Source organism: Kocuria dechangensis (assembly GCF_014636775.1).
GTDB lineage: Bacteria > Actinomycetota > Actinomycetes > Actinomycetales > Micrococcaceae > Kocuria > Kocuria dechangensis.
Genome location: NZ_BMEQ01000001.1, coordinates 271,658 through 283,794, shown reverse-complemented (window position 1 = coordinate 283,794; position 12,137 = coordinate 271,658). Strand labels below are relative to the sequence as shown.

10 protein-coding genes are annotated in these 12,137 nt (G+C 73.5%); 8 read left to right on the top strand and 2 right to left on the bottom strand.

Going from position 1 to position 12,137, the window contains the following annotated elements; translation table 11 throughout:
- Positions 1-203 precede the first annotated feature (203 nt).
- The 4 genes from IEW07_RS01205 (at position 204) to IEW07_RS01190 (ending at position 5,018) form a co-directional block, all read left to right on the top strand.
- The gene (locus tag IEW07_RS01205; RefSeq protein WP_188533997.1) at positions 204-698 is read left to right on the top strand and encodes a hypothetical protein; all 495 of its coding nucleotides are present in this window, start codon (positions 204-206) and stop codon (positions 696-698) included.
- A gap of 190 nt (positions 699-888) precedes the next feature.
- Positions 889-1,524, top strand: a complete 636-nt coding sequence (locus tag IEW07_RS01200) for a Maf family protein (protein ID WP_188533996.1) — start codon at positions 889-891, stop codon at positions 1,522-1,524.
- A gap of 154 nt (positions 1,525-1,678) precedes the next feature.
- Positions 1,679-3,472 carry an acetyl/propionyl/methylcrotonyl-CoA carboxylase subunit alpha gene (locus IEW07_RS01195; RefSeq protein WP_188533995.1) on the top strand — a complete coding sequence of 598 codons (1,794 nt, stop codon included), beginning with the start codon at positions 1,679-1,681 and terminating at the stop codon, positions 3,470-3,472.
- A 133-nt stretch (positions 3,473-3,605) separates the two neighbouring features.
- The gene (locus IEW07_RS01190) at positions 3,606-5,018 is read left to right on the top strand and encodes an MFS transporter (protein ID WP_188533994.1); all 1,413 of its coding nucleotides are present in this window, start codon (positions 3,606-3,608) and stop codon (positions 5,016-5,018) included.
- Between the two features lie 84 nt (positions 5,019-5,102).
- Here IEW07_RS01190 and IEW07_RS01185 read toward each other — a convergent pair whose 3' ends face one another.
- On the bottom strand, positions 5,103-6,524 hold the full coding sequence (locus tag IEW07_RS01185; RefSeq protein ID WP_188533993.1) for an NAD(P)H-quinone dehydrogenase: 1,422 nt from the start codon (positions 6,522-6,524) through the stop codon (positions 5,103-5,105).
- Between the two features lie 92 nt (positions 6,525-6,616).
- On the opposite strand from IEW07_RS01185, the gene IEW07_RS01180 reads away from it, so the two are divergent.
- A complete protein-coding gene (locus tag IEW07_RS01180; RefSeq protein WP_188533992.1) occupies positions 6,617-7,438 on the top strand; it encodes a purine-nucleoside phosphorylase in 822 nt (273 codons plus the stop codon).
- Positions 7,439-7,536: 98 nt separating this feature from the next.
- Positions 7,537-9,303 (top strand): phospho-sugar mutase, encoded by a 1,767-nt coding sequence (locus IEW07_RS01175; protein ID WP_188533991.1) that lies wholly within the window; start codon positions 7,537-7,539, stop codon positions 9,301-9,303.
- 57 nt (positions 9,304-9,360) lie between these two features.
- Here the strand turns inward: IEW07_RS01175 and IEW07_RS01170 are convergent, their stop codons facing one another.
- Positions 9,361-9,831: a universal stress protein gene (locus IEW07_RS01170; protein ID WP_188533990.1), complete on the bottom strand. Its 471-nt coding sequence runs from the start codon at positions 9,829-9,831 to the stop codon at positions 9,361-9,363.
- Between the two features lie 371 nt (positions 9,832-10,202).
- On the opposite strand from IEW07_RS01170, the gene IEW07_RS01165 reads away from it, so the two are divergent.
- Together IEW07_RS01165 and IEW07_RS01160 are read left to right on the top strand one after the other, a co-directional pair.
- The gene (locus IEW07_RS01165; RefSeq protein ID WP_188533989.1) at positions 10,203-10,385 is read left to right on the top strand and encodes a hypothetical protein; all 183 of its coding nucleotides are present in this window, start codon (positions 10,203-10,205) and stop codon (positions 10,383-10,385) included.
- Positions 10,386-10,534: 149 nt separating this feature from the next.
- A complete protein-coding gene (locus IEW07_RS01160) occupies positions 10,535-12,085 on the top strand; it encodes an alanine/glycine:cation symporter family protein (RefSeq protein ID WP_229741477.1) in 1,551 nt (516 codons plus the stop codon).
- The last annotated feature ends 52 nt before the right edge of the window (positions 12,086-12,137 follow it).

Here is a 12,137-nt window from a genome sequence, read left to right as displayed (position 1 = left end):
GGACGGGCACCACAGAAGTGGGGACACGCGGTGGGGCGTGTCCCGGCCCCCGGGGACATAGCATCAGGGCCATCCCCACCCCGGACGCTGCTCCCGCGCGCCCGGACGACCTGTTCGCCCTGGTCAGACCGGCTTTCGTCCCCGCCCTCCCCCGGGGTGGGAGCGGTCGCCGCCCCGGGCGGACCCCCGCGAAAGGAACCCCCTTGGACGAGCCCGCCGGGCGCCCGACCCCCGCGCACGAGCCCTCCGACGACGCCCGCGGCACGACGCTCCCGGACCGCGCCGACCTGCTCGCCGCCCTCCGGGCCTGGGCGGCGGAGCACGGGCTGGTCCTCGCCGCCGCCGAGCTCCGGGAGCCGGCCTCCTCGGTGACGCTGGCCCCGGATCCCGCGGTCCTCCACGCCCTGACCGTCGACGCCGTGGCGAGGGGGGACGTGCCCGCCGACTGGGACGACGACACGGCGGCCCTCACGGAGGGCACCCCGGCCTGGACGTGGTCCGAGGCCACCGCCCGCGCCTACGACCGCCACCGCATCGTCGGGCGCCGGGACGCCCACCTCCGTGCCCTCACCGGCCTCCTCGCCGCCCACGGCCACCACGGCGCCGTCGAGCTCCGCATCACGGGGCCGACGCCCCGCCACATCCTGGAGCACCTGGCCGAGGTCCGGACCGGCAGGCCCCGCCCCACCGGCGGCTGACCGGGCCGCACTCCGGCTCCGGCTCGCGCCGAGGGGTCGTGCTCTGCGCCCCGACCCCGACGAGGGGCCGTGTTCTGCGCCCTGACCCTCCCGAGGGGTCGTGTTCTGCCGGTCCGGGCGCCCCGTTCCGACGGAACGCGCCCCCTCGGTGCAGACGGAGGCCCGGGCGGGCGGTGCGTATCCTGGGTCCGTGACCCCACGCCTGATCCTCGCCTCCCGCTCCCCCGCCCGCACCAAGCTCCTCGCCGACGCCGGGATCGGCCACGACCGCCTCGTCTCCGACGTGGACGAGGACGCCGTGGTGCGCGAGCAGGGGGCGGTCGGCCCCGAGGAGACCGCGATGCTCCTGGCCCGGGCCAAGGCCGAGGCGGTCGCGGGGCTGCCCGAGGCCGCCGGGGGGCTGGTGATCGGCTGCGACTCCGTGTTCGAGTTCGGCGGCGAGGTGCACGGCAAGCCCCTGGACCCCGCGACGGCCACGGCCCGGATCCGCGCCATGCGCGGGCGCTCCGGCGTGCTGCACACCGGGCACTGGCTCGTCGACACCCGCGACCCCGCCGACGGCGGCACCGGCTTCAGCGGCGGGGCCCCCGCGAGCGCGGAGGTCCACTTCGCGCAGATGTCCGACGACGAGGTCGCCGCCTACGTCGCCACCGGCGAGCCGCTGGAGGTCGCCGGGTCCTTCACCATCGACTCCCTCGGCGCGTCGTTCGTCGACCGGGTCGAGGGAGACGTGCACGCCGTCATCGGACTGAGCCTGAGCACCCTGAGGACCCTGCTGCGGGAGACCGGGGTGTCCGTCCCGCAGCTGTGGACGACCCACGGCTGAGCCCGGCGGCCGGGCCCCGGCCCGGATCCCGATCCCCGCTTTGTAGGACTCCTACAGAAAGCGCCGCCCATTTCCGGCCCCCTCGCCCGGTGGTTGGGCGATCGGCCGCACCGGGGAATACAGTGCATCGGAGGATTCGACAAGGAGTTGAGACGTGACCGGTAACAGTCCCGCGGACGGCGCCATCCGCCCCATCACGAAGGTGCTCGTCGCCAACCGCGGCGAGATCGCCGTGCGCGTGATCCGCGCGGCACGGGACGAGGGCATCGCCTCCGTGGCCGTGTACGCCGATCCGGACCGCGACGGCCTGCACGCCCGCATGGCCGACGAGGCGTACGCGCTCGGCGGCAACACCGCCGCGGAGTCCTACCTGGTGGCCGACAAGATCCTCGACGTCGCCGCCCGCTCCGGGGCCGACGCGGTGCACCCGGGCTACGGCTTCCTCTCGGAGAACGCCGACTTCGCCCTGGCCGTCCTCAACGCCGGCCTGACCTGGATCGGCCCGCCGCCCTCCGCGATCGCGAAGCTGGGCGACAAGGTGGCCGCCCGGCACATCGCCGAGAAGGTCGACGCCCCGCAGGTCCCCGGCACCACCGATCCCGTGAACTCCGCCGAGGAGGTGCTCGCGTTCGCCGACGAGCACGGCCTGCCCATCGCCATCAAGGCCGCGTTCGGCGGCGGCGGGCGCGGGATCAAGGTCGTGCGCTCCCGCGAGGACATCCCCGAGCTCTTCGAGTCCGCGGTGCGGGAGGCCACGGCGGCGTTCGGCCGCGGCGAGTGCTTCGTGGAGCGCTTCCTCGACGCCCCCCGGCACGTGGAGACCCAGTGCCTGGCCGACGCCCACGGCAATGTGGTGGTCGTCTCGACCCGCGACTGCTCGCTGCAGCGGCGCAACCAGAAGCTCGTCGAGGAGGCGCCGGCCCCGTTCCTGACCGAGGAGCAGAACCGGCGGCTGTACGAGTCCTCCAAGGCCATCCTGCGGGAGGCCGGCTACCAGGGCGCCGGCACGTGCGAGTTCCTGGTGGGCCAGGACGGGACCATCTCCTTCCTCGAGGTCAACACGCGCCTGCAGGTCGAGCACCCGGTCTCCGAGGAGGTCACCGGCATTGACCTGGTCCGGGAGCAGTTCCGGCTGGCCCGCGGCGAGGAGCTCGGCTACGACGACCCCGCGGTGCGCGGGCACTCGATCGAGTTCCGGATCAACGGCGAGGACCCGGGGCGGAACTTCATGCCCTCCCCCGGCACCCTCTCCGCCCTCGCGCTGCCGAGCGGCCCGGGCGTGCGCGTGGACACCGGCGTGGAGGCCGGGGAGACCGTGGGCGGGAACTTCGACTCCATGCTCGCCAAGCTGATCGTCACCGGCGCGACCCGCCGCCAGGCGCTCGAGCGCTCCCGCCGGGCCCTGGCGGAGCTGCAGATCGAGGGCATGCCCACGGTCGTGCCGTTCCACCGCGCCGTCGTCGCCGACCCGGCGTTCGCCCCGGAGGACGGCTCCCCGTTCCGCGTGCACACGCGCTGGATCGAGACGGAGTTCGACAACACGATCCGGCCCTTCGAGGCCGAGCCCCAGGCCGCTCCCGAGGCGGAGGAGCGCCAGGCCATCGTCGTGGAGGTCGCCGGCAAGCGGCTCGAGGTCGTGCTCCCCGCCCTCCCGGGGGCGCCCAAGGCCAACGGCACGGCGGGCAAGCCGCGCAAGTCCCGGGCGGCCCGCGGCGGGACCAAGGCCGCCGCCGGCGGCGACGGCCTCACCTCGCCCATGCAGGGCACCATCGTGAAGATCGCCGTCGACAACGGCGACGAGGTGGCCGAGGGCGACCTCGTGGTGGTCCTCGAGGCCATGAAGATGGAGCAGCCGCTCACCGCCCACAAGGCCGGCACGGTCTCGGGGCTCACCGTCAGCCCCGGGGACACCGTCTCCGCCGGCACGGTGCTGGCCACCATCTCCTGAGCACCCCGGCGGCGCGGCGGGGAACCGCGCCGCCAGATCCTTCTCACCATGTGAGACAGAGCATTCACCATGCGGATGATGGACGTAGCATCCTTGGTTTGACCACACCCATCGCTACAGCCGAGGTTTCCCCATGTCCTCTTCGGTGACCGGGCCGGACGCCACTCCCGCGACCGCCCCCGCCCTCCCGCTCTCCCCCCGCGTTCCCCGCAGCCGGGTGATCATGGCGTCCCTCGTGGGCACCACGATCGAGTTCTACGACTTCTACGTCTACGCCACCGCGGCCGTCGCCGTGTTCCCGGCCCTGTTCTTCACGGGCCAGGACGACACCGCCAAGCTGCTCGCCTCCATGGCCACCTTCGCGGCGGCGTTCATCGCCCGCCCGATCGGCTCCGTGATCTTCGGGCACTTCGGCGACCGGATCGGCCGCAAGGCCACCCTGATCGGCGCGCTGCTGACCATGGGCATCGCCACCTTCCTCATCGGCCTGCTGCCCACGTACTACTCGATCGGCATCTGGGCCCCGCTGCTGCTGACCATCCTGCGCTTCTGCCAGGGCCTGGGCCTCGGCGGCGAGTGGTCCGGCGCCGCCCTGCTGGCCACCGAGTACGCCGAGGAGGGCAAGCGGGCGCGCGCCGCCATGTGGCCCCAGCTCGGCGCCCCGTTCGGCTTCATCCTGGCCAACGGCTTCTTCCTGGTGCTCACCCTCGTGATGGGCTTCGTCTCCGTCGCCGAGCAGGGCGCGGACCACCCCTTCCTCACCTGGGGCTGGCGCATCCCGTTCCTGGCCTCCGTGGTCATGGTCGTGCTGGGCCTCTGGGTGCGCTTCAAGCTCGAGGAGACCCCGGTCTTCCAGAAGGCCGTGGAGCAGGGCCAGAAGGTGCAGAGCCCGCTGGCCGCGGTGTTCAGGACCTCGTGGCTGCAGATCATCCAGGGCACGTTCATCATGCTCGCCACCTACGTGCTCTTCTACCTGATGACCGCCTGGATCCTGTCCTACGGCATCGGCAAGCCGGAGAACGGCGGCCTGGGCATCCCCTACCGCGACTTCCTGGTGCTCCAGCTGCTGGCCGTGCTGCTGTTCGCCGCGATGGTGCCCGTGTCCGGGTGGCTCGCCGACCGCTTCGGCCGGCGCAGCTCCCAGCTGGTCATCACCACCGCGATCCTGCTCTTCGGCCTCGGCTTCGGGCTGGTCATGGACCCGGCGTCCGTGGGCACCGGCGCCGACGTCAGCATGGGCCGCGTCCTGGTCTTCCTGACCATCGGCATGACCCTCATGGGCCTGACCTTCGGCTCCATGTCCGCGATCCTGCCGGAGCTGTTCCCCACGAACGTGCGCTACACCGGCTCCGGCATCTCCTACAACGTGGCGTCCATCCTCGGCGCGGCCATCACCCCGTACATCGCCGTGTACCTCAACGCGAACCACGGCGTGGGCGCGGTGGGGCTGTACCTCGCCTTCGGCGCGGTGCTGACCCTCGTCGCCCTCTGGCTCTCCCCCGAGACCCGGGACGTCGACATGGAGAACGTGGTCACCCGCCGCTGACCCCGAACACCCGAGAACGCGGAACGGCCGCATCCTGCACGGATGCGGCCGTTCCGCGTTCGTCGCGGCAGGAGTTCCCGGCGCTCAGACGTGCACGTGCAGGCGCCGGGCGGCCTCCGAGATCGAGCCCGACAGCGACGGGTAGATCGTGAAGGTGTCCGCGAGGTCGTCGACGTGCAGCTTGTGCGTCACCGCGATGGAGATCGGGAAGATCAGCTCGGAGGCGCGGGGGCCCACCACCACGCCGCCGATCACGGTCCCGGAGCCCTTGCGGGAGAAGATCTTCACGAAGCCGTCCTCGACCGCCATCATCTTGGCGCGCGGGTTGGTGCTGAGCTTCAGCATGATCGTGTCCGCCTGGTACGTGCCGTCGTGGATGGACTTCTCGCTCACGCCCACGGAGGCGATCTCGGGCGAGGTGAAGATGTTGGACGCCACCAGGTGGGTGCGCAGCGGCTTGACGGCGTCGCCCATCAGGTGGGCCACGGCGATCCGGCCCTGCATGGCGGCGACCGAGGCCAGCGGGAGCACGCCGGTGCAGTCCCCCACGGCGTAGATCCCCGGCACGGTGGTGCGGGAGACGCCGTCCACCTTGATGTGGCCGGACTCGGCGAGGCCCACGCCGACCTCCTCGAGGCCGAGGCCCGAGGTCGCCGGGATCGCCCCGACGGCCACGAGGCAGTGGGACCCGGCGACCTTGCGCCCGTCGGCGAGGGTCACGACCACGCCGTCGTCGGTGCGCTCGACGGCCTCGGCGCGGGAGCGGGCGAGGACGTTCATCCCGCGGCGCTCGAAGACGTTCTCCAGCACGGTGGCGGCGTCCTCGTCCTCGCCCGGGAGCACCTGGTCGCGGGAGGAGACGAGGGTGACCTCCGCGCCGAGGCCGCGGTAGGCGGAGGCGAACTCGGCGCCGGTGACCCCGGAGCCGACGACGATCATGTGCTCCGGGACCTCGCGCAGGTGGTAGAGCTGCTTCCAGTTGAAGATCCGCTCCCCGTCCGGCCGGGCGCTGGGCAGCTCGCGGGGATAGGCGCCCACGGCGAGGAGGACGGCCTGGGCGTCGAGGTCGTACTCGAGGCCGTCGTCGGTGGTGACCTGCACGCAGGTGGGGCTCAGCAGCTTCCCGGTGCCCGCGATCACGCGCACCCCCACGCGCTCGAGCCCGCGCTTGATGTCCCGGGACTGGGTCGCGGCCAGGCGCAGCAGACGGGTGTTCACCTTGTCGAGGTCCACCGCGAGGTCGTTGATCTCGTTGCCGTCCTTGCTGCCGCGCACGTGCACCCCGAGGTCCGCGGCGTCGGCGAAGCGGGTCATGGCGTCGGCGGACGCGATGAGCGTCTTCGAGGGGACCACGTCCGTCAGCACGGCGGACCCGCCCAGACCCTGGTTCTCGATGATCGTCACCTCGGCGCCGAGGCTCGCGGCGACCAGCGCCGCCTCGTAGCCCCCGGGGCCGCCGCCGATGATGACCAGTTTCTGGATGGTGAATTCGCTGTGTGCAGTCACCGTGCCATTCTTGCAGGTGCGCATCCGGCGCGGGAACCGGCGGGCTCGGCCGGTGCCCGTCCGGCGCGGGGGCGTGCGGTAGTCTGCGGCGGGTGGAGAACCAGCAGAGCACCCCCGAGTCCGACCCCTTCGAGCTGGCCCGCGAGGCCGCGGCCGTCCTCCGCCGGGCCACCGGCGTCGAGACCCACGACCTCGCCCTGACCCTGGGCTCGGGCTGGGGGCAGGCGGCCGACCTCCTGGGCGAGACCGTCGCCGAGGTCCCCGCCGACGAGATCCCCGGCTTCACCCGGCCGGCCCTCGAGGGGCACGTGGGCACGCTCCGATCGATCCGCACGGCCGCCGGCAAGCACGCCCTGGTGATCGGGGCCCGCACGCACTTCTACGAGGGCCGCGGCGTGCGCGCCGTCGTCCACGGGGTCCGCACCGCGGCCGCCGCCGGCGCCCGCACCATGGTCCTCACCAACGGGTGCGGCGGCCTGGACCCGGCCTGGGGCCCCGGCACGCCGGTGCTCATCCGCGACCACCTCAACCTCACCGGCCGCTCCCCCCTGGAGGGGGCCACGTTCGTGGACCTCACCGACCTGTACTCGCCGCGGCTCCGGGAGCTGGCCCGGCGCGTGGACCCCTCGCTCGACGAGGGCGTCTACGCCCAGTTCACCGGCCCGCACTACGAGACCCCCGCCGAGGTCCGGATGGCCGGCGTGCTCGGCGCCGACCTCGTCGGCATGTCCACCGCGCTGGAGGCCATCGCCGCCCGGCACGCCGGGATGGAGGTGTTCGGCATCTCCCTGGTGACCAACCAGGCGGCGGGCATCTCCGCGACCCCGCTCTCCCACGAGGAGGTGCTCGAGGCCGGGCGGGCCGCCGGCCCCCGGATCTCGGAGCTGCTGGCCCGGATCGTCGCGGAGCTCTGAGCACCACGTCCGAGCCGGCTCGCAGAGCCCGCCGGCAGAGCCCGTCCGCAGAGCCCGTGCACCGGGCCGCCGGACCCGCCCCCGCAGGAGAGGACCCCATGACCACCCCCCACCGCACCGCCGCCGACCCGCTCGACGACCTGCTCGCCGCCGCCCGCGCGTGGAGCGCGGCCGACCCCGACCCCGTCACGCGCGCCGAGCTCGACGCCCTGACCGAGGCGGCCGGGGCCGGGGACGGGGCGGCCCGCGAGGAGCTCGCCGACCGCTTCTCCGGGTCCCTGCAGTTCGGCACCGCCGGGCTGCGCGCCGCGCTGGGCGCCGGGCCCATGCGGATGAACCGCGTCGTGGTCCTGCGCGCCGCCGCCGGGCTCGCGGCCCACGTCACGGCCGTGACCGTGGACAGCGCCGCCGGCTCGGGGCGCCCCCCGCGCGCCGTCGTCGGCTACGACGCCCGGCACAACTCGGACGTCTTCGCCCGGGACACCGCCGCCGTGCTCACCGCCGCGGGGATCGAGACGATGCTGATGCCCTCGGCCCTGCCCACGCCCGTCCTGGCCTGGGCGGTGCGGGCGTTCGACGCCGAGGTGGGCGTCATGGTCACTGCGAGCCACAACCCGCCCGCGGACAACGGCTACAAGGTCTACCTGGGCGGGCGCGCCGTGGAGCCCGCCGCCCGCGGCTGCCAGATCGTCGCGCCCTACGACAGGATGATCGCCCAGCAGATCGCCGCCGTGGGGCCCGTGCAGGAGATCCCCCGTGCCGAGGACGGGTGGAGCGTCCTCCCGGCGTCGATCGCCCGGGACTACCTGGACGCGGTCGTCCCGGCCTCCGGGCGGACGGGCCGTCCGCTGCGGATCGTCCTCACCCCCATGCACGGCGTGGGCGGGGCGACGACGACGGAGGCGCTGCGGCGTGCCGGGTTCGCCGACGTGCACGTGGTCGCGGAGCAGGCCGAGCCGGACCCCGACTTCCCCACCGTCGCCTTCCCGAACCCCGAGGAGCCCGGCGCCCTGGACCTCGCGCTGGCCGCGGCCCGCGCGGTGGGCGCCGACCTGGTGCTCGCCAACGACCCCGACGCCGACCGGGTGGCCGTGGCCGTCCCTGTGACCGTTCCGGTGGCCGACGGGAGCGCCGGGGCGCAGGGCTGGCGGATGCTGCGCGGGGACGAGGTGGGGGCCCTGCTGGGCCACGCCGCCGCCGAGCGGCTGGCCGGCCGGACCCGCGGGGCCGTGTTCGCGAACTCGATCGTCTCCTCCCGGTTGCTGGGCCGGATCGCGGCGGCGGCCGGGATCGAGCACCGGGAGACCCTGACCGGCTTCAAGTGGATCGCCCGGGTGCCGGGCCTGGTCTACGGCTACGAGGAGGCCCTGGGCTACTGCGTGGCCCCGGAGCTCGTCAAGGACAAGGACGGGATCAGCGCCGCGGTGGCGGTGGCCGTGCTGGCCGACGACCTGCGGGCGGAGGGCCGGACGCTGCAGGACGTGCTGGACGACCTCGCCCTCGCCCACGGCCTGCACTCGACGGACCAGCTGAGCGTCCGGGTGGCGGACCTCGCCCTGATCCCGGCGATGACCACGGCGCTGCGCGCCGCTCCCCCGGCAGCCCTCGGCGGCTCCGAGGTCGTGGAGGTCGCCGACCTCAGCTCCCCGGACAGCGGGCTGCCGCCCACGGAGGGGCTGCGCCTGCGCACCCGGGACGACACCCGCGTGGTGGTGCGCCCCTCCGGGACCGAGCCGAAGCTCAAGTGCTACCTGGAGGTCGTCACCCCGGTCGCGGACCGGGCCGGGCTGCCCGCCGCGCGCGCCGAGGCGGCCCGCACGCTGGAGCGGATCCGCGCCGAGCTCCGGGCGGCCCTGGGCCTCTGAGCGGGAACGCCCCGGTCCGTCCGCCGGCCCCGCCGCGGACGGACCGGCCGGAGCCGGCTACTCCGTCCGCTCCGCCTCGCGCGTCCGCTCCGCCTCGGGGTGCTCGTGGAGCACGAGGACCGGGCAGCGGGCGTGGGTCACGCACGCGGCGCTGACCGAGCCCAGGAGCAGTCCTCGGAAGCCGCCGTGCCCCCTGCGCCCCACCACGAGCATCGAGGCGTCGTTGCTCTCCTGCACCAGCACCTTGGACGGGTGGCCGAAGACGACGGAGGTGCTCAGACCCGGCGGGACGTCCTCCCCGAAGGCCTCGTGGACGGCCTGGTCGACCCGCTTCTGGGTGATCTCGTCGAAGTTGTCGCTGCCCAGGGGGACGTATCCCGCGTACTCGGGCGGGTACTCCCAGGCGCCCACCGCCCTGATCCCCGCTCCGAGCGCCGGGGCCAGGCGCGCGGCCCAGCGCAACGCCTCCACGGACTGCTGGGAGCCGTCGACCCCTACGACGATCTCTGCTGACGCTTCGTTTTCCATGCCGGACCCTTTGCGCTCGTGACGACCGTGGTGCGCCCAGTATCACAGAGCCCGCGGCGCACCGACCAGACCCCGCGGCGCCCCGGCCGGACACCGCGCCCGGAGCCGCCCGTGGTGCCGCGGCCGCCGGCGGCGGCCGTCCGGGACGCGCGATGCCGTGGATCCGGCCGTCGGCGTCGTCACTACGCGACCAATCTCACCCCTGCGCCGGGAAACCGTCCTCCAGGGCCCACCATCGGGCCGGTAGACTGTGGACGCCCACTGCGGCGCCCCCGGCGCGCCGGCCGCACCGCAGGACGCTCCCCACGATCGCACCGATCCCACCGCGGATCCGCCTGCCCTCGCGCGCCCACAGAAAGCTGGATGCTCCCATGGCCTTCCTCCTCGTCTTCGGCCTCCCCGCCGTCCTCTTCTCCCTGATCGGCCGGGCCGCCTCGCCGGCGAGCTCCGCCGGTCCCACGCCGCGACGGATCGGCGCGGACCTGATGCGCGGCCTGCGCGTCTGCGCCATGACGCCTCCGCAGTTCCTCGGGGACGCCCGCGCCGCCGAGTAGCCGTCGCCGAGCAGGCCGGGGCGCGCGGTCTGCCCGTCCCGCGCCCCGGAGCGCGCAGGAAAATTCTGCGTTTCAATCCCTACTGACGCGTTGCCAACACCCCGCCCACCGGGTGTAGTTGTGAGATGCAGATCACACACGCGGTCCCCATGACCACCGTTGCCGAGGACGTCGGCTGGCTCGCCGCCATCGACGACGCGATCAACTCGGCGTTCGCCCCCATCACCGAGGTGTTCTCGAGCATCGTCTTCTTCCCGATCACCATCGGGGAGATCAGCTTCCCGGCGGTGGTGGCCTGGCTCATCGCGGCCGGTGTCGTCTTCACCGTCTACTTCGGGTTCATCCAGTTCCGCGGCCTGAAGGTCTCCACCGAGGTGATCCGCGGCAGGTTCTCCGCGAAGGACGACCCCGGCGAGGTCCCCCACTTCCAGGCGCTGACCTCTGCGCTGTCCGGGACCGTCGGACTCGGCAACATCGCCGGCGTCGGCGCCGCGATGGCCCTCGGCGGGCCGGGCGCCACCTTCTGGATGATCTGCGCCGGCCTGCTCGGGATGGCCACCAAGTTCGCCGAGTGCACCCTGGGCGTGAAGTACCGCGACGTCCACGAGGACGGCACCGTCAGCGGCGGGCCGTTCAAGTACCTGCCCATCGCGTTCCGCAGGTTCGGCCGCGTCCCCGCCAAGCTCCTCACCGGCATCTTCGCTGTGGCCATCCTCTTCTTCGGCGCGGCCGGCGGCAACATGTTCCAGGCGAACCAGACGTTCGCCCAGGTGCAGAACGTCACGGGCGGGGCCGACGGCTTCCTCGGCAGCGCGGGTGCCGCGCTGATCTTCGGGATCGTGCTGGCGCTCCTCGTGGCCGCGGTGATCATCGGCGGCATCAGGTCCATCGGCGCCACCACGAGCCGGCTGGTGCCGGCCATGGGCGCCGTCTACGTCACCGCGTGCCTGGTCGTCATCCTGACCAACCTGGGCCAGGTCCCCGCGGCGATCGGCGCGATCATCGACGGCGCGTTCTCCCCCGAGGGCATGGCCGGCGGCGTGCTGGGCGTCATGGTCGTCGGCTTCCAGCGTGCCGCGTTCTCGAACGAGGCCGGCCTGGGCTCCGCCGCGATCGCCCACTCCGCGGTCAAGACCCGCCGCCCGGTCAGCGAGGGCTTCGTGGCCCTGTTCGAGCCGCTCGTCGACACCGTGGTCATCTGCACCATGACGGCGCTCGCGATCGTCATCGCCGGCGCCCCGAGCCTCCAGGCCGGCATCGACCAGGTCCAGGCGGGCGGTGGCGCCCCCGACGGCGTGATCCTCACCTCGGACGCCTTCGCCACCGTGATCCCCTGGTTCCCCGTGGTCCTGGCCGTCGCGGTGGTGCTCTTCGCCTACTCGACGCTGATCACCTGGTTCTACTACGGGCTCAAGGCGTGGGAGTACCTCTTCGGGCGCAGCCGGGTCAGCGACACCGCCTTCCGCATCATCTACCTGTTCTTCACCGTCGCCGGCTGCGTCCTGACCTTCAGCGAGGTCATCTCCTTCGCCGACGCGGCCCTGTTCGTCTGCGGCTTCGTGAACCTGCTGGGCGTCTACCTGCTCCTGCCGGTCATCAAGCGGGACATGAAGGAGTACCTGGCCGACCGCAGGAGCGGGAAGCTCCACGAGCTCGGCGTCGAGCCCGAGGAGGCCCCCGCCGCAGGTCCCCAGCTCTAGGCAACCGGCCCGGGCCCAGGACCGAGCCCCCACCAGCGGCGCCGAGCCCCCT